The 22,241-nt window shown below is 54.5% G+C and carries 26 protein-coding genes; 9 read left to right on the top strand and 17 right to left on the bottom strand.

The genetic code is table 11. The features are described from left to right. Positions 1-15: 15 nt before the first annotated feature. The 4 genes from TJ79_RS07235 to TJ79_RS07225 all read left to right on the top strand — a co-directional run bounded on the left by TJ79_RS07235 (position 16) and on the right by TJ79_RS07225 (position 3,081). Positions 16-675: a response regulator transcription factor gene (locus tag TJ79_RS07235; protein ID WP_040949610.1), complete on the top strand. Its 660-nt coding sequence runs from the start codon at positions 16-18 to the stop codon at positions 673-675. Then, positions 672-1,484, top strand: coding sequence for a HAMP domain-containing protein (locus TJ79_RS28015; protein WP_238322862.1), 813 nt, complete (start codon positions 672-674; stop codon positions 1,482-1,484). Before TJ79_RS07235 ends, TJ79_RS28015 begins: the two co-directional genes overlap by 4 nt. A 1-nt stretch (position 1,485) precedes the next feature. Next, positions 1,486-2,082: a sensor histidine kinase gene (locus tag TJ79_RS28010; RefSeq protein ID WP_238322860.1), complete on the top strand. Its 597-nt coding sequence runs from the start codon at positions 1,486-1,488 to the stop codon at positions 2,080-2,082. A gap of 78 nt (positions 2,083-2,160) precedes the next feature. Next, on the top strand, positions 2,161-3,081 hold the full coding sequence (locus TJ79_RS07225) for a hypothetical protein (RefSeq protein WP_052339363.1): 921 nt from the start codon (positions 2,161-2,163) through the stop codon (positions 3,079-3,081). 92 nt (positions 3,082-3,173) lie between these two features. Here the strand turns inward: TJ79_RS07225 and TJ79_RS07220 are convergent, their stop codons facing one another. Further along, the gene (locus TJ79_RS07220) at positions 3,174-3,917 is read right to left on the bottom strand and encodes an IclR family transcriptional regulator (RefSeq protein ID WP_040949609.1); all 744 of its coding nucleotides are present in this window, start codon (positions 3,915-3,917) and stop codon (positions 3,174-3,176) included. A 203-nt stretch (positions 3,918-4,120) separates the two neighbouring features. Here TJ79_RS07220 and TJ79_RS07215 point away from each other — a divergent pair, with 203 nt between their 5' ends. Continuing rightward, entirely contained in the window at positions 4,121-5,323 is a 1,203-nt protein-coding gene (locus TJ79_RS07215) for a Fe-Mn family superoxide dismutase (RefSeq protein WP_040949608.1), read from the top strand. 85 nt (positions 5,324-5,408) lie between these two features. Here TJ79_RS07215 and TJ79_RS07210 read toward each other — a convergent pair whose 3' ends face one another. Both TJ79_RS07210 and TJ79_RS07205 read right to left on the bottom strand, forming a co-directional pair. After that, positions 5,409-6,164 carry a hypothetical protein gene (locus tag TJ79_RS07210; protein ID WP_052339362.1) on the bottom strand — a complete coding sequence of 252 codons (756 nt, stop codon included), beginning with the start codon at positions 6,162-6,164 and terminating at the stop codon, positions 5,409-5,411. Further along, the gene (locus TJ79_RS07205; RefSeq protein WP_040949607.1) at positions 6,157-6,504 is read right to left on the bottom strand and encodes a PadR family transcriptional regulator; all 348 of its coding nucleotides are present in this window, start codon (positions 6,502-6,504) and stop codon (positions 6,157-6,159) included. Before TJ79_RS07205 ends, TJ79_RS07210 begins: the two co-directional genes overlap by 8 nt. A gap of 178 nt (positions 6,505-6,682) precedes the next feature. Between TJ79_RS07205 and TJ79_RS07200 the strand changes: the two genes are divergently transcribed. After that, positions 6,683-8,131 (top strand): MFS transporter, encoded by a 1,449-nt coding sequence (locus tag TJ79_RS07200; RefSeq protein WP_040949606.1) that lies wholly within the window; start codon positions 6,683-6,685, stop codon positions 8,129-8,131. A gap of 103 nt (positions 8,132-8,234) precedes the next feature. Here TJ79_RS07200 and folE read toward each other — a convergent pair whose 3' ends face one another. The 9 genes from folE to TJ79_RS07155 form a co-directional block, all read right to left on the bottom strand. Continuing rightward, positions 8,235-8,825: a GTP cyclohydrolase I FolE gene (gene folE, locus TJ79_RS07195; RefSeq protein WP_040949605.1), complete on the bottom strand. Its 591-nt coding sequence runs from the start codon at positions 8,823-8,825 to the stop codon at positions 8,235-8,237. Between the two features lie 42 nt (positions 8,826-8,867). After that, positions 8,868-9,146: a YneF family protein gene (locus TJ79_RS07190; protein ID WP_040949644.1), complete on the bottom strand. Its 279-nt coding sequence runs from the start codon at positions 9,144-9,146 to the stop codon at positions 8,868-8,870. Positions 9,147-9,297: 151 nt separating this feature from the next. Further along, positions 9,298-10,569, bottom strand: a complete 1,272-nt coding sequence (locus TJ79_RS07185) for an MFS transporter (protein WP_040949604.1) — start codon at positions 10,567-10,569, stop codon at positions 9,298-9,300. A gap of 234 nt (positions 10,570-10,803) precedes the next feature. Beyond that, positions 10,804-11,838 carry an HD-GYP domain-containing protein gene (locus TJ79_RS07180; protein ID WP_040949603.1) on the bottom strand — a complete coding sequence of 345 codons (1,035 nt, stop codon included), beginning with the start codon at positions 11,836-11,838 and terminating at the stop codon, positions 10,804-10,806. A 4-nt stretch (positions 11,839-11,842) separates the two neighbouring features. Further along, the gene (locus TJ79_RS07175) at positions 11,843-12,364 is read right to left on the bottom strand and encodes a methylated-DNA--[protein]-cysteine S-methyltransferase (protein ID WP_040949602.1); all 522 of its coding nucleotides are present in this window, start codon (positions 12,362-12,364) and stop codon (positions 11,843-11,845) included. A 5-nt stretch (positions 12,365-12,369) separates the two neighbouring features. Further along, positions 12,370-13,557, bottom strand: a complete 1,188-nt coding sequence (gene queG, locus TJ79_RS07170) for a tRNA epoxyqueuosine(34) reductase QueG (RefSeq protein WP_081756762.1) — start codon at positions 13,555-13,557, stop codon at positions 12,370-12,372. Between the two features lie 42 nt (positions 13,558-13,599). After that, complete coding sequence (gene rnhA / locus TJ79_RS07165; protein ID WP_040949601.1) at positions 13,600-14,046, bottom strand: ribonuclease HI; 447 nt, start codon at positions 14,044-14,046, stop codon at positions 13,600-13,602. Further along, positions 14,043-14,597 carry a DUF402 domain-containing protein gene (locus TJ79_RS07160; protein ID WP_040949642.1) on the bottom strand — a complete coding sequence of 185 codons (555 nt, stop codon included), beginning with the start codon at positions 14,595-14,597 and terminating at the stop codon, positions 14,043-14,045. Before TJ79_RS07160 ends, rnhA begins: the two co-directional genes overlap by 4 nt. Positions 14,598-14,691: 94 nt before the next feature. Further along, entirely contained in the window at positions 14,692-15,111 is a 420-nt protein-coding gene (locus TJ79_RS07155) for a GNAT family N-acetyltransferase (protein WP_040949600.1), read from the bottom strand. 256 nt (positions 15,112-15,367) lie between these two features. On the opposite strand from TJ79_RS07155, the gene TJ79_RS07150 reads away from it, so the two are divergent. Next, complete coding sequence (locus TJ79_RS07150; protein WP_040949599.1) at positions 15,368-16,171, top strand: alpha/beta fold hydrolase; 804 nt, start codon at positions 15,368-15,370, stop codon at positions 16,169-16,171. Positions 16,172-16,300: 129 nt separating this feature from the next. Beyond that, positions 16,301-16,909 (top strand): superoxide dismutase, encoded by a 609-nt coding sequence (locus TJ79_RS07145; RefSeq protein ID WP_040949598.1) that lies wholly within the window; start codon positions 16,301-16,303, stop codon positions 16,907-16,909. A gap of 109 nt (positions 16,910-17,018) precedes the next feature. On the opposite strand, the gene TJ79_RS07140 is transcribed toward TJ79_RS07145, so the two are convergent. Next, a complete protein-coding gene (locus TJ79_RS07140) occupies positions 17,019-17,732 on the bottom strand; it encodes a hypothetical protein (RefSeq protein WP_052339361.1) in 714 nt (237 codons plus the stop codon). Positions 17,733-17,843: 111 nt separating this feature from the next. Then, a complete protein-coding gene (gene mutY / locus TJ79_RS07135) occupies positions 17,844-18,971 on the bottom strand; it encodes an A/G-specific adenine glycosylase (RefSeq protein WP_040949597.1) in 1,128 nt (375 codons plus the stop codon). A gap of 310 nt (positions 18,972-19,281) precedes the next feature. Between mutY and TJ79_RS07130 the strand changes: the two genes are divergently transcribed. Beyond that, positions 19,282-19,740 carry a hypothetical protein gene (locus TJ79_RS07130; protein WP_155987800.1) on the top strand — a complete coding sequence of 153 codons (459 nt, stop codon included), beginning with the start codon at positions 19,282-19,284 and terminating at the stop codon, positions 19,738-19,740. Positions 19,741-19,897: 157 nt separating this feature from the next. On the opposite strand, the gene glpK is transcribed toward TJ79_RS07130, so the two are convergent. From glpK to TJ79_RS07115, 3 genes are all read right to left on the bottom strand, one after another. Continuing rightward, positions 19,898-21,376, bottom strand: coding sequence for a glycerol kinase GlpK (gene glpK, locus TJ79_RS07125; protein WP_040949595.1), 1,479 nt, complete (start codon positions 21,374-21,376; stop codon positions 19,898-19,900). 180 nt (positions 21,377-21,556) lie between these two features. Continuing rightward, positions 21,557-21,943, bottom strand: coding sequence for a holo-ACP synthase (gene acpS / locus TJ79_RS07120; protein ID WP_040949594.1), 387 nt, complete (start codon positions 21,941-21,943; stop codon positions 21,557-21,559). Positions 21,944-21,960: 17 nt separating this feature from the next. Continuing rightward, a complete protein-coding gene (locus TJ79_RS07115) occupies positions 21,961-22,215 on the bottom strand; it encodes a hypothetical protein (protein ID WP_040949593.1) in 255 nt (84 codons plus the stop codon). Positions 22,216-22,241: the final 26 nt, after the last annotated feature.

Raw genomic sequence — 22,241 nt, 5'->3', positions numbered from 1 at the left:
AGGAGTGAAGTTAAAGTGGCCGCCATTTTAATAGTCGAGGACGAAGCGTCCATCAACGAGTTGGTGAAGCGGAACCTGCAGCTGGTGGGACATGCGTGCATATCCGTTTTTGACGGAGATGCCGCTCTTGCCGAGATCCGCACTCGACCTTACGATCTGATTCTTTTGGATATCATGCTTCCCGGGGAAGATGGGTTTGAGGTGTTCCGTGCGCTCCAAGCGGTCCGCGAAACGCCCGTAATCTTCTTGACAGCGCGGAGCGGCTTGCCCGACCGCATAAAAGGATTCTCCATGGGGGCCGACGATTATTTGACCAAGCCCTTCGAAATGCTGGAGCTGTTGGCCCGGGTGGAAGCCGTACTCAGGCGGACGATAAAGAAAAGCAGCTTTGCAGTCGGGGACGTGCGGATTGATTTTGACAGCCGGCAAGTGTTCTGCCATGAACAACCAATAGAGTGTACCCCAAAGGAGTACGAGCTGTTGGAGGTGCTGGTCAAAAACCGCAACATCGCGCTGTCTCGGGAGAGACTTTTGGAATTGGCCTGGGGCTACGATTACGAAGGGGACACTCGGACCATTGACGTCCACATCCAAAAGCTGCGCCGGAAGCTTGGCTGGGAGGACGCCATCAAAACCGTCTACAAGCTTGGCTACCGCCTGGAGCTAGGCCTATGAAATTCCGCACGTTCATCATGACATTGACGCTGTTTCTAGTCTTTTTCTATCTTGGGATTTCCGTCATTTCGGTGGCGACGTTCAAGGATACGGTCAAGCATGCAAAAGAGAGCGGCCTCGGGGAGCATTATTTTATCACCTCATCGGTGGCGAAGGATTTTCAGGCGGTGGAAAGCCGCGGAGGCGATTTGGCCGGCTCCCTCGATTCCTTGCTCCAGCCTTACGGCTACTTGTCCGGGGATAAGACTACCAATCTGGTGCTCTATAAAGACGGGCGAATCGTCTACAACAATCGCCAAGACCTTCCCCTGTCGAGCCGATTTGCCGAACCTCCCAGGGACGGCAGCCGCCTCGTTTCCATGGAAAAAGCAGATGGGCGCACCTATGTCGCGGTCTCGGGAAAGCTTCCCTCCCCCTACGCTTCTTATACATTGGTCTATCGCAGCAACGCCACAGACTCCATCGCCTCATGGAAAAAGACAAAAAATACGCTGTTTTTGGCGGGTTCTCTTCTGTCCGTTCTGCTCTCCGCCAGCTTGCTGCTGTTGCTTAACCGTTTGTTCAAGCCCCTCTCGCTAATCTCCCAAACCTCCCGCAGAATCGCCTCCGGTGCCTATGATACCCGCCTACCCGTCAATGGGCATGATGAACTGGCGGAAATGGCACAGAGCTTCAATCATATGGCCGAGGAAATTCAGCATCAAATGGGTGAGCTTACGGCCGCCGCTGAAAAAAAGCAGCAGTTCATCGACAATTTCGCTCACGAGCTGCGCACGCCTCTGACCGCCATTTACGGATATGCGGAGTAATTTGGAAAAAGCGGTTCTAACGGAAGATGACCGTCTGTCGGCAATCCATTTCCTGATGGATGAAAGCCGCCGTTTGCAGACGGTATCGCATCAATTACTGGAACTAGCCCAACTGCGGAACGACCGGATTGCGCTTGAAGCGCAAAGCGTCCCCCGGCTTTTTCAAGCCGTCAGACAGACCCTGCACAACAAAATTGCCGATACGGGGATTCAAATCGATTTCCTTTGTGAAACGGATGAGCTATGGGGAGACGCCGCCCTGCTGCAAAGCCTCTTCGTCAATCTCATCGACAATGCGCTCAAGGCATGCGCGGCCAAGGGAAAGAACGGGCGCATCTTCGTACGCGCCGCTAGGGATGACGGAAAGATTTCCGTCAGCATCCGCGATAACGGAAAGGGTATGCCTCCCGAAGTGCTCCGCCATATTACGGAACCCTTCTACCGCGGTGAGAAATCCCGCAACCGCAAGGATGGCGGGGCTGGGCTGGGCCTTGCTATCTGCAAGCAAATCGTGGAGCTTCACAGAGCAGAGCTTATCTTCACAAGCTCCCCGGAGGAAGGGACTTTAGCCGAAGTAAACTTTACAACTCTATCATAACTTCGTAACGGGTTCATGATCCGAGCCTTTTATACTGTTTCTTGTGATCACGCCAAAACAAAAAAAGGAGAGATTTGAATGAATGAAACGAGACGGTTCAGCTTGATCAAGCCTCTACTGGCAGCGGCGGTTGCCATCGGAGGCGGCACCCTGCTGTTCCAGGGCTTCACCCAGGCGGCAACAGGAGCGGAGCTTCGGAAAACGGAGAAGGTCCCGACGATCTATGCCGCTTCCGCGGCGCCCTCTTCCGCAGCCCCTTCCTCCTCGGCACCTTCTACCCACCCCGCGCAAACCGGGTTGCCGGCAGGCTATCAAAAAGCGGATTATGCCGTGGGGAATATCGATCTGGAGTTCTACCGTGACAAAGTTCCATCCAGCAAGGACATGACCAAGCAAGACGCGGCGGAAATCGGCGCACAGGCTCTTTGGACCCTGTTCGGGCTGAACCTGGAAGGCCAGAGGATCGAGATGGGCTACCAGCCGGCAAATGAAAATCTGCCCCGTTCCAGCTGGTATGGCGATGTGCTCATCGACAATAAGCGCAGCTATTCCTTTTCTGTGGACTCGGTCACGGGAGAATTGTTGACCGTGAACCACACCAGAACGCTGACGGAGAAGATTTCCGTCGCCTTCGATTCCACATTAGATGATAACCCACAGGAATATGTGGAGCTGGCAAAGAATCTGGCGGAGAAGCTTAACGTGTTGCAAGGCGCCATCAAATCGGCCCAATATAACGGACAAGGATACAGCGACAACGACCCGACCCTCTCCATCGATATCGCCGATGAAAATGGAGAAATCGCCTTGATGACTTTCTCACGCTACGACAAAACACTGTTGGGTATCATTTACAACACGGAATACAAGAATGCGCTGGAAAGAGCCGCGAAACTGGGTAATGAGGCGCAAGAGAGACTGAAAGAAATCCTCAAATCCACCTCCGACGCAACCCAAGACAAGGGAACTGGGGATTCCTTTTTCCAATTGGTTAATTAGCGCAAGCAAGGGCTGCAATACCCTTTATCATGCAGAAAACACGCCGGTTTCGGCGTGTTTTTGCGTCGGTTATATTCGTTTTTGGGGCCGACTTACTTGATCATCCGACCCATGCGGGCGGCGGCTTCCAGCAGCACCGGGGCGTCCGCCACCATCCTCTCCGGCGTTAGCCGGTTGGTAGGGCCGGAGATAGCCAGCGCCGCCACCAAGCGGTGGGAGCGGTCGAAGATCGGAGCGGATACGGCCGCCGCTCCCTCTTCACGCTCTTCCAGGCTGGTGGCATATCCCTTTTTCCGGGTATCCGTGAGCTCGTCCAAGAACGCCGCTTTCTGATCCTCCGATGTCCATACGTCGGAAGCAAGCACCCGGTCCAGCACCTCCGGCTCGGAAAAGGCGACAAGGACTTTGCTCGACGCCCCCAGATGCAGTGGCAACCGCGCGCCAACAGGCGCTACCCGGCGGATCGCCTGGCTGCTTTGCACAGCCTGTACGCGGATGCGTTCCAAATCGTCGAGAATATATAAACTTACCGTCTCTTCCACCGCATCCTTCAAGCGTTCCATTTCCGGAAGGACGATAACGGCTGGATCGCCATCCTGAATGAGATTGGCCGACAGCTCCCACATCCGGTAGCCCAAGCGGTAGCGCTCGGTGTCCGCGTTCCTTCTCACAAACCCCTTCACTTCCAGCGATGCCAACAGGCGGTGCACGGTGCTTTTATGCAGCCCAATACGGGAAGCGATCTCCGTCAGGCTCAAATCGCTGTCCTCGGCGAAACAGAGCAAAATATCAAGTGCTCTCTCCACGGCGCGAACCGTCAGCTTGGAATCATCCATGCTGCTCACCCTCTTATCGTTTCATTTGATGAAACCTAGTTACACCTAGTATACCAAGATCCTCCTTTAGGGTAAAGATCACAGTCTGTGTTTTCATATGCTTTCAATCACACGGGCTCCCTCATCTATCGCTATTCCAAACATAGAACGTACGTCTGGAGAATATTTTTGTAGAGTGGAAGGATTTTGGAGGAGGAATCGCCATGCTAGAGGTGTACGGGGCCAATATGCCCCTCCGGGTACTGGAGGAAATACGGTTTTGGAAAATGCAGGAGAAAGAGCACACGGAAGTCATCCGTGCGTTGACGCCGAATCTGGAGAGCGCGTATGTGAAGCTGCTTCAGGAATGGGAGGTTGTGCTGGCACAGACGGAGGTTGCCGCCCAGCAATTGATCGAAGCCGTCGTCCGAACGCCCGGACCCATAAGCGGGCAGCTGGCAAAGCAGGTACTTTTCCTCCTGCAGAGTTCCCTCCAGCAATCGAAGGAGTTTATCCGGCAGTTGGAGATCATGTCGTTTCAAAGTGCAGCCATTCGGAGCAATCCCACCGCTCAGGTGGTCATGCAGCATATCATCCGGGAGTCGGCTTATTTTGTCGGCGTTTTGCAGCCCTATTTGAACCGAGTCCAATCGTCTCCCGGAGGCACAAGCGGCTGGCCCGCGCCTGAACAGTCTTTCCGCAGTACGCCAGGTGCGTCTGTGGCAGAATTTCGCTCTGTCGAAACGAGGAGTGCAACGGGCGAAGGCATCTGGTCCCATCCCCCAATTCCGGATCAAACGGCGGTTCCTATCGGGGGACATACGCTGCCTCCCTTGCCCTATCCCTACAACGCCTTGGAACCCTATATCGATGAGCAAACGATGCATCTGCACCACGATATCCACCATAAATCCTATGTGGACGGATTGAATACCGCCGAAAAGAAGCTGCAAAGCGCAAGAGAAACCGGAGACTATTCCCTCGTCAAACATTGGGAACGGGAGCTTGCTTTTAATGGAGCAGGCCATTATCTGCACACCCTCTTCTGGACCAATATGAGCCCGAAAGGAGGAGGGAAGCCCTCGGGGCCACTAGCCCAGCAAATCGACAACGATTTCGGCGGCTTTGATGCGTTTAAAGCCCAATTTTCCAATGCCGCTGAAAAAGTGGAAGGCGGAGGTTGGGCCATACTCGTGTGGAGCCCCCGCAGCCACCGCCTGCAAATTTTGACGGCGGAGAAGCACCAAAACCTGTCTCAGTGGGACGTTATCCCCCTGCTCGCTCTTGACGTTTGGGAACACGCCTACTACCTCAAATACCAGAACAAACGAAAAGACTACATTAACGCCTGGTGGAATATCGTGAACTGGCCGCAAGTGTCCGAAAGGTTCCAGACTGCTCGGCAGTTGAAATGGCAGCCGTATTAAGACATGCCCCTGCCTCGACCAAAAAAGGAGGCTGTCTGCATCGCGCAGATTGCCTCCTTGCTTTTATAGGGATGACACAAATGAATCAGATCAGCCATTTATCCAGCCAATTGACTAGCCGTGGAAACCCTTGACGGAACAGTTCTTTGCTTTCCGCCCAGTTTAGCGAACCTTTTTCCGCAGTGGAATGGGCGATCTCCCCGACTGCCTTATCTCCTATGGCCACATGGCCGACGGCATAACCGCCGATCGCCCCCATTCCGACAGCAAGACCGCCGATGGCAAAGATCCCGCAGGCAATCCCCCCCACCGCTACCGCTCCAACGGCAACTCCGCCGCAAGCAGCAGCTAGACCGACCACAATGCCTCCCAAGGATAACAAGCCTGCTGTTATCCCCCCAGCCGTCACCCCTCCGATTGCAACGCCGCCTATCGCCACATACCCGATGGCTATATCCCCGATGGCAACTATTCCTTTCGCTACAGCGGGCTTACCAGGTCGAACAAATCCCCGGTTCCGGCGGTGCTTGATATGCACCAGAGGAATTCCTTTTACCGTCGTTCTGGAACGAAACTCGTAATAGCGCGAACGTTCAGCCTCCTCATCTCTCTCCGAATGGCCTCCGCGCATTTCTCCCATTCCGGAATAGAGACCCGCCATGAACTCTTCCGCCATTTCCGCAGGGCTTCCCATACCGGCCAACACCCGTTCCTCAGATTCACCGCCTGCCGTCCGTTCGGCTATGGATGCATAAAGATCGCTGCGAATACGGGACAGGGTAACGGGGTCGGCATGAAGTAGTCTGATGACTTCCTCTACATAAACGTCGGTTTTACTCATGAATATCCTCCTCCAGAACATGACTCATGGATTCCAGAAGCAAGGCAAGATCCGCTCGCATGTCATTCAATCGATGTAGTCCCTCTTCCGTAATCCGGTAATACTTCCGGGGAACTCCCCGTTTTACGCCTTCCTGCTCCCAATAGCTGCGGATGTTTCCTGCATCCTCCAACCGGTAAAGGACAGGATACAAGGTTCCTTCCTTCAACTTGAAGTACCCCCGGCTCCGCTGGTCCAACTCCGTAATTAACTGATAGCCGTACAGATCCGTGCGCTTCAGTAGGTGCAGCACCATGATTTCCAGGAAACCTTTTTTCAATTGGCTTGCCATATCGCCCATGATCGTCCACCCCAGTGACGCCAACTATTTTGTATTGCTAAATATATAGTTGCACAAAATAAAACGGATTGTCAATATATTCCTCCCCTAACAAGTGCTTATGTATCATCTTCCTCCCTTGTTGACGTGATCCTGGAAAATGTGTGTATAATAAACGGCAGACAGGAGAGCGATCCTATTGAATTCATCCCAATCCCTACCCGCATCTTCAAAATCCGCCCGCAGCGTCAACCGTTGGCTGGTTCTTGCCAATGTATCGCTGGGCACTTTTATGTCCACCCTTGACGGAAGCATCGCCAATGTGGCTCTGCCGACTCTTTCCACCCATTTGCACACTTCCCTCAGCATTATTCAATGGGTACTGACCGCCTATCTACTGACCATCTGCGCCACCTTGCCCATTATGGGCAAGCTTTCCGATATGTTCGGCCGGGGAAGAATCTTCAATTATGGATTTCTGATTTTTGCCGGAGGCTCCGCCTTGTGCGCCTTATCCGGCAGCTTAGCCATGCTGATTGTCTCCCGCATCATTCAAGCCCTTGGCGCCTCATGCCTGATGAGCAACAGTCAAGCCATCGTCGCTGAAACCTTCCCTCCCACAGAGCGCGGCCGGGCCATGGGGATCGTCGGCACCATGGTGTCTCTCGGATCGTTGACCGGCCCCGGTATCGGCGGCATACTGGTCGCCAACCTTGGCTGGCCCTCTATCTTCTGGATCAACGTACCCATCGGGGTCATCGGTTATATCGCCGGGCTTTACCTGCTGCGAAGCAACAAGGAATCTTCCGTTGCTCAGCCCTTTGATTATACCGGCTCCGCCCTCTTCATGGTCGGCATTGTCGCCTTGCTGTACACCGTGTCCAGCGCTCAAGATTGGGGCTGGTCGTCCGCAGCCGTTTTGATCGGTGTGATCGGCTCCGTCGCCGTTCTCGCCGGCTTTTATCTCTGGGAGCGCCGCACCCGCTTTCCCATGTTCGATTTCAGCCTGTACCGTAATCGAACCTTTGCCATCGGCAATATTACGGCATTCCTATCTTTCGTCGCCCTGTTTTTCATCAACATCATGCTGCCTTTTTACATGGAAGGGGTGCTGGGTTTCTCTATAGATCGGACAGGCTATGTCATGATGGTGAATCCGCTGTGCATGGCCGTTGTCGCTCCTCTTTCCGGTTGGCTTTCCGACAAAATCGGGCCTAACCTGCTGACGACAGCCGGACTCGCCATCAACGCAACAGCTTTCGCATTACTGACTAATCTCGGTTCGCATGATACCGCGGGTATCGTCGCCTTGCATCTAGCTCTATTCGGCATCGGCAGCGGTCTGTTCCAATCCCCCAACAACTCCAGCGTCATGGGGGCGGTCCCCCGCACGCAGTTGGGGTCAGCAGGCGGCCTAAACGCACTTGTCCGAAACGTTGGCATGGTCGTGGGAATCTCCGCATCTGTCTCCCTCTATACCACCCGCCTGCATCACTTGGGCGGATCTGCTGCAGGTTCCGCCTTTGGCGCCTCTACACCGGCCATCCTGGGCTCTTTGCACATGGTCTTCTGGACGGCGGCGGGAGTGTGCATCGTTGCTCTCTTATTCTCTTCGCAACGGCTGTTTGTTAGGAACCGCGCTTCATAGCGCGGCTCACGGCATGAGCTGCTGCCTTCAATATCTCCATCAGAGCCGCAGCACAAAAATAGGCAGAGCGCTCCATGCGCTCTGCCTGTTTTTCTACTGACCGCTATTCTTTTATCAAACTCATAAACTCGGTGCGCAGTGCCACATCGCGGCGGAATACTCCGCGTACGCCGGACGTAACCGTCTTGCTGCCGTACTTTTTGACGCCCCGGGCGCACATGCACAGATGCTCCGCCTCTACCACCACCATGACGCCGTGGGGTTTCAAGGTTTCCATCAGCACATCGGCAAGCTCCGAAGTGATCCTTTCCTGTACCTGCAGCCGCTTCGTAACAGCGTCAACTAGTCGGGCAAACTTGCTGAGCCCGGCGATTTTGCCGCTGGGGATGTAGCCCACGTGCACCTTGCCGAAAAACGGCGCCATATGGTGCTCGCACTGGCTGTAAAACACGATGTCTTTCACGACGACAAGCTCTTCATGCTTCTCGTCGAAGGTTACGCCAAGAATCTCCTTGTAGTCTTTGCCGTATCCCGCAAAAATCTCCTCGTACATCCGTGTGACCCGCGCCGGAGTCTCCTGCAGTCCTTCCCGGTCCGGATCTTCGCCGATAAGTTTAAGGATTTCGCGAATATGCTCCTCGATTTTTCCCCGATTGTCGGCGACCTGCTCGTTTCTCAATTCGTTGGACAGCATAATCTCTCACCCTTGCTTCCTTTAGGCCTGCTGACGCAACCTTTATTTTTTGGTGTTCGTTTTCGCGTTTTTATTGGGCTTTCCGGCTCCGCCGCCTGGCAGACCGCCTTTGCCAGCTTGAGTTTTCATCATCTGCTGGATTTTGCCCATCTGCTGCCGGTTCACGTTATACCCCATCTGTTTGGCCATTTTTTGGATCGTTTCCGGATCGTTCTGCATCTTCGTCATCTGTCTGCGCAAATAAAAGACGCCTCCGGCAAAGCCCCCGATCGCGCCAACAATAAGCGTTACAATCGGAATGACGTAATCCCACACTGACATGTTCTCTCCACCTTTACAGGAAGTGCCTGCAAGAAATGATCCCGAAGCCATCTTCCTAATCATAAAAAATTCGTTCTTTCCCATGATACCATGTCCGCCTGCAAAAAAAAATCGCGCCGGCCATTCCTCCGACGCGAGTGATTCACGATCTTCAAGCTTCCTGAGCAGGGGGGCTGTCTTCACTGCGAATAGACCGATTAAAGGCGAGCATGACTACAAGCAAAATGCCGGACAAGCTCAGCACCAAAAACATTTGCCGCACACTTAAGACGGAGAGCAACCCTCCGGCGATGAGAAGAGAAAGCGGCTTGGCGGATTGCAACAGCACCCGCAGCATGCTGGAGGCGGTACCCAGAACGTCTTGGGGCACTTTTACGATGAACAAGGCCTCCAGTGTCACATTGACGATCGCCACGCCGACACCAGCCATCGGAAGGCAGAATAAAGCAAGATAAAACGAATGGATAAAGGCAAGGGAACTGAAACCCGCAACGATCAAAACAATGCCGCCGACGACAACCAGCCAGCGTTTGACCTTGCCGAGAAACCCGGAAGCCGCAGCCACAGCGCCCAGCAATATGCCGGCCATGAAAAAAATCTGACCGAGAGAAAGTTTGTAGGCATCGTCCACATAAAGAGGGAACAGCAAGGAAAAAGGAGCCAAAATCGCATTCAGGATCACCAAATAAACGATCAGATTGCGCAGCAGCGCAACCGACGCGATGGTGCGCAATCCCTGCGCCAATCCCTGCCGGATGCTTGCTGTGTTGATTTTCCCGGTCTGACTCGTCCGCATATCCGGATTGCCGATTCGCCAGATCAGGATAAAGGAAAAGGCGAAGGTGGCGGCATCGAACAAAAAAGCAGCCGGGATCCCCAACAGGATAAGTCCCGCCGCCAAAGCCGGAGCGGAAAAACCGGTAACAACCTCCAGGGTTTGGGCCAGGCTCGTCGCCTTTATCATCAGTTCCTCGGGTACGATGGATTTAACGGCAACCGTTCGACATGGATTAAAGAAAGCGCTGAAGGAAGACAAAACAATGCCGCTTGCAATCAACATCCACGGCTGCGCGACGTCTAGCCATACGGCGACGGATAGCCCGGCAATCAGAAAAAAGCGGGCTCCATCTGACAGAAGCATAATCCTCCGCTTGCTGCGCATATCGACCACGACACCGGAGAATAACCCGACGATGATGACGGGCACGCTTTCCGCCGCAAGCATGAGGGACATGTAGAGTCCGCTGCCCGTCAGTATTTTCATGAGCCAGACCAGAGCGAGATAGTAGACTCCATCACCGATGTCCGATACCAACTGTGCCACGATGAGCCGCACATAATCCCGGATGGCGAAAAGCTCCCGATACCCTCTCCCCGCGCCCGGTTCCTGCAAACTTTCTTCGACTACAGCTGCCGTTTCCAAACCACGCCACCTCCACCTTATCTCTTTTCGTCAGGGGCGCAAAGCAGAAACAACTGGTGACAGGCACGGCATCCGCTGCGTTTTTACTTTTTTACGTTTATTGGTAAAAATGGATTCATTTTATTTTGCTCTGACTTACAAAATCCGTCAAGAGTCATAAGAAATGCCGTCCTCCCTGCTAACAGGAAGAACGGCATATGAATTTTTGAATGATAGCTATTGATCAGTAAGCCTTTATGACAAAACAGCCTCAATAAATACCGTCGGTTGCTTGGCCAGATCGACCTCTTTAACTTCGAATTCCTCATCTTCGCTATGGGCTTTCTTCACGACCCGCACGATCGGGCGTCCAGGCAGCCCACGATGTTGGCCGACGATGACGCCGGATTCCTTCGTCGACAAGCGAACCGAAGTGCCTGTAGGGTAGATGGAAACAATCCTTAAAAATTGAATCAGCACTTCCCTATCCAGCTTCGTACCAGCCAAAGCCATCATCCGCTCCGTTGCATTGTGGGGAAGAACCCGTTTACCATCCTCGCCGAAAAGCAGGTTGTCGAAGGTGTTGGCGACGGCGACGATTTTGGCATATTCATGAATCTGTTCGTCTGCCAGTTGGCGCGGTACTCCGAGTCCATCCGGTGTTTCATGATGCTGAAAAGCGATATGGGCGATAAGCAGGCTGAACTCCCGCTTTGTCTTCAACAATTCAAAGCCGCGCCAAGCGTGATGCAGCTTAGGGTCAGTCATGGAATCTTCGGTAATCCGCTCCGCCTTGCCGATATCATGCAGCAGTGCGCCAATGGTCAATTCCTTTAATTGAGCCTGATTATAGCCCATATTGATGCCCACAAGGGCGGACATTGTCGCAACGTTCAGGGCATGTACAAACATTTCATTATCCTTGGAACGGATGTCCGAGAGCTGTAGCAGAACTTCCTTATTGGACGAAATATCCTCCAACAGACGATCCACGCTAACGCTGACGGCCTTGGATCCGAAATCCTTGCCGGAGCGGATCGCTTCCATCGTTTCGTTCATTAAGACTAAAACCACCCGCTTGTTTTCTTCCGATACCGTCTCCTCGATCACCACATCTTCAAACAATGGGTCTTTAATGTAGAGCATCGTGACTCCGATGCGCCGCAGCGTATTGATCATGAACACGGTTAGCTGTACGCCTTCAGCCAACAGTACGGTGCCATTACCGGCAAAAACAGTTTTGCCCAGATATTGTCCAGGCTCGACGGATTCGATCCCAACGAATTTCACGATTTTACCCCCTCAAGATGTCTGTTTCCAACTGCAATAACCGCTCTTTAAGAGGGAGGCCGCCTGCGTACCCGACCAGCGCTCCGCTTGCTCCCACCACTCGATGGCACGGTAAAATGAACGGAAGCGGATTGCGGTTGTTGGCGCCGCCGACAGCCCGCACTGCCTTGGGTGCACCGATGGACTCCGCGATCTGCTTGTAGGAGCGGGTTTCGCCGTAGGGGATCCGTTCAAGCTCCTGCCAAACTTTGATTTGAAAAGGCGTTCCATGTAAATCCAGCGGTAGATCAAACACCTTTCTGCTTCCTGCAAAATATTCCGCAAGCTGCGCGGCGTATGACTCGAGCCGAGCCGGGTCGTGCTGCGGCTCCGCTTTGGCGCCGGTTATGCGCAGCGCCCAACTGGATAGCCCCGGCCAAGCATCGGCAAAACAGCTAAACCCGATCCGACACAAGCCTTTATCCGTTGCGTACAAAGTCAATGTGCCATGAGGGGCCTGCATTTCTTCATAGTACAAGACAGACATGGGGGTCAACTCCTTCTAGCCTTGCTGATCTCCGCAAGAACGGCCGCATCTTTCTCGCGAACGGCGGCTTCCTCCAAAGCGGCTTGCGCTTCTTCTCCGCCAATGCGGTTAAGCGCCCATACCGCAGTCTCCCGAATGTCCGGGCGCGGGTCGCCCCGCAACAGTTCCGTAAGAAGCGGCACCGCGGACTTGTCCTTCAGCCTGCCGAGGGCGATGATCGCGTTGCGCTGCAACGGTTTTTTGCCTCTCCAGGCAGCGGAGGTGGAACCGAATTTTTCTTTGAATTCCCGGTTGCCGACAGTTAGAAGCTCGCTTAAGAGCGGCTTTGCCGTTTCCGGCTCCGGCTGCAGTTCGGGATGATGGGTCCAGTTGTAGCCCTTGTTCTTTGGGCATACCACCTGGCACGTATCGCAGCCGTAGATGCGGTTTCCCATCTTCTCTTTCAGTTCGTCGGGAATGGGATCTTTGGTTTGAGTAAGATAGGAGATACAGCGCTTGGCATCAAGCTCGCCGGGGCCGATGAATGCCCCGGTAGGACACGAATCCAGACACAAGGTGCAGTCGCCGCAATCCTCCGTCACGGGAGTGTCCGGGGGAAACGGGAGATTGGTGAGCAACTCCCCCAAATACACCCAGGACCCAAACTCCGGCGTGATGACGGAGCAGTTTTTGCCGCTGAAGCCGATGCCGGCACGGACGGCAACGGCTCGGTCGACGAGGGCTCCCGTGTCGACCATGCTCTCCAGGCGGGCATCCGGGACCCGTTCCAGGATGAACGCGGACAGTGCCGCGAGGCGCCGGCGCAGCGCCGTGTGGTAATCCTCGCCCCAGGCGGAGCGGGCGAGGATGCCGCGGGTAGCGCCGGGAGCGGCCCGGGGCGGGTCCGGCAGCTTCGCCGGATACGCCACGGCGATGGCGATGATCGACCGCGCGCCCTCGAGACTCCGCGCCGGATCAATGCGCTTGTCCGCATCCGGCTCCTCGAAGCCGGAATCCAAATCTTTGGCGCGACGGCGGACTAACGTTTCTTTCAGCTCAAAAAACGGATCAGCGGAGGCGAAGCCGATTTTGTCGATGCCGAGCCCGGGAGCTGCGGAGATCATTTCTTTTTTCAGAGCCAACCAGTAATCCGGTGGCGCCGTTTCCGCTTGAACCTGCCCGTTCCCTGCACCCGTTTCTTCTTTTATCGGCATTATACCTTCGCCTCCTTACTCTCGATGTTTATGCCGATCCGGTTACGTCATCTTTTGCAATTGCTTGATCGCGCCACGGGCCAATTCATCGCAGCGGTTGTTGAACTCGTTGTCACTATGCCCTTTGACTTTTATATACTCCACCTGATGACGCTTCATCTGCTCCAGCAAACCGACCCACAGGTCTTTGTTCTCCACCGGTTGCTTTTTGCTGTTCACCCAACCGTTCTTTTGCCAGCCCCGGTACCAACCCTGCTGAAAGCAGTTGACTACGTAGGCGGAATCGCTGTAAACCTTCACCTGGCACGGCTCTTTCAGCCGTTTCAACCCTTCCGACACTGCCAATATTTCCATCCGGTTATTGGTCGTATGCGGTTCGCCGCCGGACATTTCCAAACGGTGATCACCGTAAAACAAAATCGCGCCCCATCCCCCGGGTCCCGGGTTGCCGGAGCACGCGCCGTCGGTATAGAGGGTAACGTCCTTCATTTGCTGTCCCCCCACTCTTTTTTCCACCAGTGATAATAATTCATTACCCATTCTTCCTCAAACGGAGCGAGCCGCTTGTCGATTCGATCGGTAAGCTTCTGCAGTCCGTCCTGCACCTTCTTTTCCACCGCAGGCGAATAGTGAAAGCTTGTCTTGTGGCGCTCGTATTCCTCCTGATCCACCAGATGCTTGTCTCCGCCGGGAGTTAAGATCATATCCAGATCATAATCGATATAAGTCAAAACATTGCCGTACACATAGGGCGGAGAAGCCGCATTGCAGTAATAGCGAATGCCCGCAGGCTCCACAAGCGCGACGATATTGTACCACTCGCCCGGCAAAAAGAAGGACACGCCGGGACTCCGACTGAACCAGACGCTGCCGTCCGCTTCCACAATCTTGGTACGGCTGTTAACCGTCACAATCAGATCCATTTCGGCATGTGCGGGAGCCAGTACGCTTCGGGGCACGCGGCGGTTTTCCATCCAAATCCGGTGGAGCCGGCCGTTGTGCTTGAAGCTTTTGATTATAAAATTATCGGGATGATCCATAAAAATGGCCCCTTTGCTCTCTCTTTCCTCCAAGTATACAAGAAAAGCACACCGGTTCGCCATCGACCCGGCATGCTTTTTAATAATACGCTCTTTATCCTACAATACTTAGAGCCCTACGGCCTGCGGAAAGCCAGCGTTCCACCACGCCCACTGCGTCAAAAAAAGGCAGAAGCGACTGGTTATGCTCGTCTACCGCGACCATAATCTTGGTGACGTCCCGCTGTTTGAATTTGTGCTCCAAGGAGTGGATAAGGCTTTTACCGATTCCTTTGCGCTGATAGTCGGGATCGACTGCCAGGCGGTAGTAAAACCCGCTGTCGTTATCGATAGTGCCGATGATCAAGCCGACGATTTCGTCTTGTTCTTCAGCTACAAGCACCAACTCGCTGTCCCAGGACAGCTGTCTGGCGAGAGCCGTTTTTGTCTCGGTGTAACACTTTTGCGGCAGAACTTCTTCTAACAGATGATTGACTGTTACATGATCCGACAACCTAAACGAACGAATTGTCATAGAAGGTCTCTCTCTCCTTAGTGCTTGTACTCTCTATATTTTGGGCGGTCTTTTTATTTTACGATATCTTAACCTAAATTTCCTCAATTTTTACGCAAATTCATGAAGAAATAAGTAACAATATCAGGAAATCTCTTGAAAGCGCTTAATTGCAAGCGTTTTCTTGTGCGAATGGATTCTTGGTCCCAGGAAATACTGAATCGGATAGGGAAAAAAGTTCTACCCTAATGAAGTCGTTCATGAAAGGGGCCGGTTCATGCCCATCCACGAAATCAACGGCTGCCCGATGCATTATCACATCAGCGGTGACGGAATTCCCTTGCTTTTTATCCATCCGCCGCTTTTAACGAAAGCGATCTTTGCCGCGCAAACAGCCGATTTGTCAACCGACTATCAGGTCATTACCTACGATATCCGGGGCCATGGTCATAGCGGTTATTCTTCCCAAGCCCTCACCTATTCGCTCCTAGCGGAGGATATTCTGCGGCTGATGGACTACTTGGAGCTGGACAGCGCCTATCTGTGCGGCTATTCCACCGGCGGCTCCGTCGCGCTTCACGCCATGCTGTCTTATCCGGACCGGTTCCGCGGAGCCGTTCTGATCAGTTCCATGCCGGAAATGACAGACTGGTACAACCGGTTCCGTCTTCGACTCGCCACTGCCCTATCTTTTGCCGGCGCCGGCCGCCTGCTCGCTGCTCCCTTCGCCCTCCGCAATTCTCCAAGCCGGCACTATTTCAGCCGGCTTTATAAAGAAGCCGTCCGGGGATACCCGCGCAATTGGCGTGACTATTTTCGCTGCAGTTTATCCTTCACCTGTTCAGACCGTCTCGGAGAAATCAAGCATCCCGTCATGCTGTTGTATGGCAGCAAGGATCGGCCCTATCACCGATACGCCAGAGTGCTGCGGGAAAATCTGCCCGCGGCGAGGCTGTTCACCTTGGCGGAGAAGCATCCGATTCCTTCAAAGGCGAGCCGGTCTATGAACGGCCTGATCCGCCGTTGGACGGACCAACTGGAGAACGGGAAAGCCGTGCCGCTCGCACATGGTAAAACTTGACCGGGACTCTGCTGGATGAATATCAGGCTCAGGTGCCGTTTTTGCATCAGCCTGTTTCATTTATTATAATATTCCATGGGTGCTCGCAAGATGATCAGCCTATTAAACCAATTCAGGAGGGATTTCAAAATGGCGCACACACTTCCTGCCCTACCTTATTCGAAGGATGCTTTGGAACCGCACATCGACGCGCTGACCATGGAGATTCACCATGACCGTCATCACGCCACCTATGTGAACAACCTGAATGCCGCTTTGGAGAGCGCACCGGAGCTGCAAAACAAAAGCGTTGAATCGCTCATCGCCGACTTGAACAGCGTGCCGGAAGGTATCCGTACCGCAGTCCGCAACAACGGCGGCGGCCACGCCAATCACAGCCTGTTCTGGGAAGTCATCGGCCCGAATGGTGGTGGCGAGCCTAAAGGAGCTTTGGCATCTGCCATCGACAGTGAACTGGGCGGCTTCGCCAAGTTCAAAGAAGACTTCGCCAAGGCCGCAACGACCCGCTTTGGCAGCGGCTGGGCATGGCTCTCCGTAAAAGACGGCAAGCTCTCCGTTACCAGCACGCCCAACCAGGACAGCCCACTGATGGAAGGCGCTACGCCGATCCTCGGCCTGGACGTTTGGGAACACGCCTATTACCTGAAATACCAAAACAAACGCCCCGATTACATCGCCGCCTTCTGGAACGTTGTAAACTGGGATGAAGTTGGCAAACGATACGAAGCAGCGAAATAATCCAAAAGCAAGGATAAACGGCTTCAGTGGCAAACTTATAAATCCTGATGTAAAAAAAGCTTGCCCCGATCCACTCCGATCGGCAGCAAGCTTTTTTGGTGTGCGTTTTTTAGCTTCGTCCCTTTTCGGGCTGCTTGTCCGTCCGTTTATGGTCGACAAACTTTTCCAAATCGGAAGTCATGCCATCTTTCAGCTTCTCAATGAGCTTGTCTCGGCTTACCCCGTGGGCTTGGGCGATTTCAGCAACGGATTTCCCTGCTTTGAGTTGGTGCGCCAGCTCCTCCTCGGAGATTCCGATGATGGTTGCGACGCGGCTCCAGCGCTTGGCCATCCACTCATGATGTTTTCCGAAATTCTGCAGCCCTTTTTGCCCGACGGCAGCCTGCAGCTTTCCGCTCAGTTGTTTCTTGATCTCCGCCGCTTTTTCCTGGGAGATATGGCCGGACTTAACCCCTTGATCGATGCGGGAATTGGCTTTATCCGTCAACTTGGCAACGAGGTCCTTCTCGCTTATTCCTTTCGTTTTCGCCACGTCCGCCAAACTCTTGCCCTGCTCTAGCTCAGCCCGCAGCTCATCCGTCCGCATACCCAGGATTTCGGCGGCGTCATGGAAGAGCCCGCCTCCGTGCATCCGTCCCGCATCATGGTCTCCATGCGCGGAATGCGGACTTAATCCTTCGCCGCCAGGGGCACTCCACACGGTCCCGCTGTCACCGTTAACCGCCGCCTTCGACTCTGCACAAACTGCGGAAGCCACCGCAAGGGATGCCACAAATAGGGCAAGGCTAGTTGCAATCCAAAACTTGTTCCCAGATCTTTTCATAGGGGTCTTCATTCCTCTCATGCGAGTCTATGGCCATATCCATGGCCGGCCCCTATAGGTTATCCAAATTTGCATATCCTATGAAAAATAATCCAGTCATGCGCGGAAGCTTTATACACTTGAAGCGAATTCGTCGATGATGCGCACAAACAGATTCGGGAAGGCGTAGCGCTCCCGCTCCTCCGGCGCCATCCAGCGGTAATGAGGCGGCAGCGCCGCTCCGGCAGCGAGGCGGCAGCGGAACACCTGCATCTCCCAGCGAATGTGGCTGAAGATATGCTCCGCATCCGTCAGCCACGCTTCTGGAAAGATGCCGATGCCATCCGCTGCCGCGAGCCCTGCGGCCAAGGCGCCAGCCGCCTCGCCGCGAGCCGCTGCGGCATCCACCGCCGGCGCTGGCGCGTCCGGGAGCTGCACGTGCGGCAGCTCCCACATGCCCGCCAGTAAGCCCTTGGCCGGGCGCTGGCGGATGAGCAGCCGCCCCGCCTCATCCGCCACAATGGCGGCGGCGCGGGTTTCCAGCCGAGGCGGCTTCGCTTTAGCTTTCACCGGCAGCTCCTCCACCCGCCCTTCGAGGCGAGCACCGCAGCGCTCCATCACCGGGCAGGTCAAGCAGTGGGGCGACTTCGGCGTACACACCGTCGCCCCGAGCTCCATCAGGCCCTGGTTGAAATCCCCGGCAGCTCCATCCGGGATCAAGAAGCGGGCCAACTTTTCGATTTTCACCCGGGTGGAAGGCTTGGCGATATCGTCCACGAGCAAGAAAAACCGCGAAAGCACTCGCATGACGTTTCCATCCACCGCCGGTTCCGGCAAATTGTAGGCGATGCTCATGATCGCCCCCGCCGTGTAAGGACCGACTCCTTTCAAAGAGGATACCTGCTCGGGATCGTCCGGGACGACACCCCCGTATTCCTCTTTGACCTCTCTGACGGCTGATTGCAAATTTCGCGCCCGGGAATAATAGCCGAGCCCTTCCCAAGCCTTCAGCACGTCGTCTTCCGGCGCATCCGCCAAGGCGTCGACTGTCGGGAATTTTTCCATAAAACGATGGTAATAAGGGATGACCGTATCCACCCGGGTCTGTTGCAGCATGATTTCCGACACCCAAATGCGGTAAGGGTCCTTGCTGCGCCTCCAAGGCAGATCTCTTTTATTGCGTCTATACCATTCCAATAGCCTATCGGCATAGTAATCTGTGGCTTCTTTATCGACTGTGTAGTCCGATTTTGCGTTCATCTATTCTCCCTCTGTTCTGCTATAATGAAAAGAAGATCGCTTTTCTCCGGTTTCATTATACGGAAGTTTATCCCGAGAGGAAATGTCGGGAATTGTTTCCAGCCCGGCTGCGCCTCGGTTTTGCCAGCGGGCTATGACCAAAATCCGATTCAGGGAGGGCATCCCCTTGTCTTTATCATCAACCCGTCAATCCTTGCAAATGGCCTTTGCAAGCCATAAGGAAACTGCGCGGCCCTACATCTTTCTAACTCCGGTCTGGGGAATTCAGTGGATGCTGTCTGCGATATTTAAACAAAGAGAGGGATACGGCATGCCTGCCTGGCTTCTGCCGGCATCTTTTTGGGTCGCTCTCGTACTAAGCGCAGCCATCCTCCTTGCATTCCGCCGCCGCCAAAAGAACGGCGTCGATCATCACGGCGCTGACGAAAAAATGGGGCGCTCCCCATCTGCCGGATCGAGCCGGATTCCCGCCATCATCGTTGCAGCGGTTAGCATTCTTCTGCTGCTGCCGCCCGTAATCTCGTACCTGAGCAACCGGGCTTCATTATTCGAAGCGGATATCTATCAAGGTCTCTTTCTCTCCATCGTCTATTTGCTTCTTGGGATCGGGCTCCACCGGCGTTATTTGGCGCTGGCCATCTGGATGCTGCTGCTCACCGCCGTAATCGGACTTTTTTACTCCGGCTTCGCTCCCTTCGCCATCGGTATGTTGGGCGGCTTCAGCCTGTTAATTTGCGGCCATCTGCTCAAGGGGGAGCTGCCGCGCTAAACCGATCCAATGAAATATTTCATCTTGTAATCAAATTGAAATCTTTTTTTCAGGTTCAATTAAGCTAAAAGGGGTAAGTTATAAACAGCCCCCCTAATGATATAGATAACAAAGCCCCGTCGTTAACATCGGCGGGGCTTTGTTCTATCCTATCCGTTCAATCCGTTTGGTACCCGATCGCCCGTTTCCAGCCTTGATACAGAGCCTCGCGCCTCGTGTCCTCCATGTCCGGCACAAATCGGCCCGCTTCTTTGCGCAAGCGGCAGATCTCATCTTCGCTTTGCCAGAAGCCAACGGTCAACCCCGCAAGATAGGCCGCTCCGAGAGATGTGGTTTCCGACTCTTCGGGCACGGTAACCGCTACATTCAACAGGTCCGCCTGGAACTGCATCAGAAACCGATTGCGCACCATCCCGCCGTCCACCCGCAATTCGCTGACGCGAGTGCCGGATTCCGCCTCCATCACGCGGATGACATCCGCCGTCTGGTAGGCAACAGCCTCTAAAGCGGCGCGGATGATGTGTTCCCGCCGAGTGCCTCGAGTCAGCCCGGAGATCATTCCTCTCGCTTCAGGATTCCAATAAGGAGTTCCAAGGCCGTTAAACGCCGGAACAAAATAGACGCCGCCGGTATCCGCCGCCGACATGGCTGCCGCTTCCGTTTCCTCAGCCCGGCTGATCAGGCCGAGGCCGTCCCGAAGCCACTGAATGACGGCTCCTGCTGTGAATACGCTGCCCTCAAGGGCATACTGCGGCTTTTCCCCCTGCAGCTGCCAAGCGATAGTCGTCAACAAACCGTTCCGGGAGGACACCTGTTCATTCCCGGTATTCATCAGCATGAAGCAGCCTGTGCCATATGTGTTCTTGACATGGCTCTTGTCGAGGCAAGCGTGGCCGAATAAAGCTGCCTGCTGATCCCCGGCGGCGCCGGCTACCGGAATCGGATCGCCGCCAAGCTCCGTCGTCTCCCCGAAAAAAGCCCCCGACGGACGCACGTCTGGCAGCATAGCTTGCGGAATGCCCCATTCTCGGCAAAGCTCTTCGTCCCAAGCCATTTCCCGAATATTGAACAGCATCGTCCGTGAGGCATTGCTTACGTCAGTGGCATGCACCCGTCCGCCGGTCAAGTTCCAGATCAGCCAAGTGTCCATCGTCCCGAAGAGAACTTCCCCCGTCTCGGCTCGCCCCCGCAACCCGGGAATCGCATCCAGAAGCCACATCAATTTGGTGGCAGAAAAATAAGGGTCAATCACCAGGCCCGTTTTCTCCCGGACCTTGTCCTCCCAGCCTTCCTTGCGCAGCCGGGTGCAAATATCCGTCGTGCGGCGACACTGCCAAACGATGGCAGGAGCGATGGGCTTTCCAGTCGCCCGCTCCCATACCACCGCGGTTTCCCGTTGATTGGTGATGCCGATGGCGGCAATTTCCTCGGAAGCAAAACCGGCAACCGCCTCCTTCATCACTTCCCGCTGCACCCGCCAAATTTCTTCTGCGTCATGCTCGACCCAGCCGCTTTTCGGAAAAAACTGCGTGAACTCCCGCTGCGCTTTAATCGCCACCCGCCCCTTGTGGTCGAACAGAATGGCCCGGCAGCTTGTGGTGCCTTGATCCAAAGCCAAAATGTAGTTCTTCTCCATAAATCCTCCACGCTTTATGATAGAGCCGGCATAATCGGCAAACCAGGTAAAACGCTTTCACTAATTTTGCCAGCGAATAGGCTTGTTTAACATAATCTTATTATACACAAACAGCGCCGGGCAGGCTCGTCCGGTAAGCCGGTTCGAACCTCCCGCCGCCGTTTTTGGCAATCCTCTCAGTCACACCTCTGCAACGGCAAATGCGCTTGCCATCGAGGAGCTATGGGTAATGCTGACGTGCAGAATCGCCGCTTCTTCCAGGTTTAGCCTGCGGCGCGCCGCAGGAGACAGGGTGCACACCGGGCGGCCCGCCGGATCGGCCAGCACCTCAATATCCTGAAAGCCGACAGCCTGACCGATTCCACAGCCAAGGGCTTTGACAACCGCTTCCTTGGCGGCGAAGCGTCCGGCTACAAATTCCGCCAACCGCTGGCTCTTGACCTCCGCCGCCTGCCGTTCGCTAACCGTCAAGACCCGGCATAAAAACCGTTCCCCGACTTTGGGGCGCGCAAGCAGGCTCCGCACTCTGTCAATCTCCGTCAAATCCGTTCCGATTCCAATAATCAAGGTGGCTTACGCTCCGTTTATTTTTTGAAAAGATCGATGTAGGCAAAGGTTCCTTCCGATGATTCCTCCAACCCGATACTGCGGATAGAGCTAAGGGGTACGAAATGACGTGCTCCATCCGGCTCCGTATCCTGATAAGTCAACACCCGTGCTTCCGTATCATAAGCTAGAATCACACCATGAAGTTCATTTCCGCTAGCCCCGATGGTGACTATCGTCTCCGTTTCAATCAGGTTGCGCATTAGCTCTGTAAAAGTCAGATTACCCCACATAGATAAACCCTCCCCCTATTATTGAA

It is taken from the genome of Gorillibacterium massiliense (assembly GCF_000455485.1).
Classification (GTDB): Bacteria; Bacillota; Bacilli; order Paenibacillales; family NBRC-103111; genus Gorillibacterium; species Gorillibacterium massiliense.
Note: the sequence above shows the minus strand (reverse complement) of the source record. Positions and strands in the feature narration are given on the sequence as shown.

Bases quoted from the DNA above. Each gene is read 5' to 3' on its own strand.
- TJ79_RS28015 (WP_238322862.1), top strand. From the start codon at position 672: ATGAAATTCCGCACGTTCATCATGACATTGACGCTGTTTCTAGTCTTT.
- TJ79_RS07225 (WP_052339363.1), top strand. From the start codon at position 2,161: ATGAATGAAACGAGACGGTTCAGCTTGATCAAGCCTCTACTGGCAGCG.
- TJ79_RS07220 (WP_040949609.1), bottom strand. From the start codon at position 3,917: ATGGATGATTCCAAGCTGACGGTTCGCGCCGTGGAGAGAGCACTTGAT.
- TJ79_RS07215 (WP_040949608.1), top strand. From the start codon at position 4,121: ATGCTAGAGGTGTACGGGGCCAATATGCCCCTCCGGGTACTGGAGGAA.
- TJ79_RS07210 (WP_052339362.1), bottom strand. From the start codon at position 6,164: ATGAGTAAAACCGACGTTTATGTAGAGGAAGTCATCAGACTACTTCAT.
- TJ79_RS07205 (WP_040949607.1), bottom strand. From the start codon at position 6,504: ATGGGCGATATGGCAAGCCAATTGAAAAAAGGTTTCCTGGAAATCATG.
- folE (WP_040949605.1), bottom strand. From the start codon at position 8,825: ATGCTGTCCAACGAATTGAGAAACGAGCAGGTCGCCGACAATCGGGGA.
- TJ79_RS07190 (WP_040949644.1), bottom strand. From the start codon at position 9,146: ATGTCAGTGTGGGATTACGTCATTCCGATTGTAACGCTTATTGTTGGC.
- TJ79_RS07175 (WP_040949602.1), bottom strand. From the start codon at position 12,364: ATGTCTGTCTTGTACTATGAAGAAATGCAGGCCCCTCATGGCACATTG.
- queG (WP_081756762.1), bottom strand. From the start codon at position 13,557: ATGCCGATAAAAGAAGAAACGGGTGCAGGGAACGGGCAGGTTCAAGCG.
- rnhA (WP_040949601.1), bottom strand. From the start codon at position 14,046: ATGAAGGACGTTACCCTCTATACCGACGGCGCGTGCTCCGGCAACCCG.
- TJ79_RS07160 (WP_040949642.1), bottom strand. From the start codon at position 14,597: ATGGATCATCCCGATAATTTTATAATCAAAAGCTTCAAGCACAACGGC.
- TJ79_RS07155 (WP_040949600.1), bottom strand. From the start codon at position 15,111: ATGACAATTCGTTCGTTTAGGTTGTCGGATCATGTAACAGTCAATCAT.
- TJ79_RS07150 (WP_040949599.1), top strand. From the start codon at position 15,368: ATGCCCATCCACGAAATCAACGGCTGCCCGATGCATTATCACATCAGC.
- TJ79_RS07145 (WP_040949598.1), top strand. From the start codon at position 16,301: ATGGCGCACACACTTCCTGCCCTACCTTATTCGAAGGATGCTTTGGAA.
- TJ79_RS07140 (WP_052339361.1), bottom strand. From the start codon at position 17,732: ATGAAAAGATCTGGGAACAAGTTTTGGATTGCAACTAGCCTTGCCCTA.
- mutY (WP_040949597.1), bottom strand. From the start codon at position 18,971: ATGAACGCAAAATCGGACTACACAGTCGATAAAGAAGCCACAGATTAC.
- TJ79_RS07130 (WP_155987800.1), top strand. From the start codon at position 19,282: ATGCCTGCCTGGCTTCTGCCGGCATCTTTTTGGGTCGCTCTCGTACTA.
- glpK (WP_040949595.1), bottom strand. From the start codon at position 21,376: ATGGAGAAGAACTACATTTTGGCTTTGGATCAAGGCACCACAAGCTGC.
- TJ79_RS07115 (WP_040949593.1), bottom strand. From the start codon at position 22,215: ATGTGGGGTAATCTGACTTTTACAGAGCTAATGCGCAACCTGATTGAA.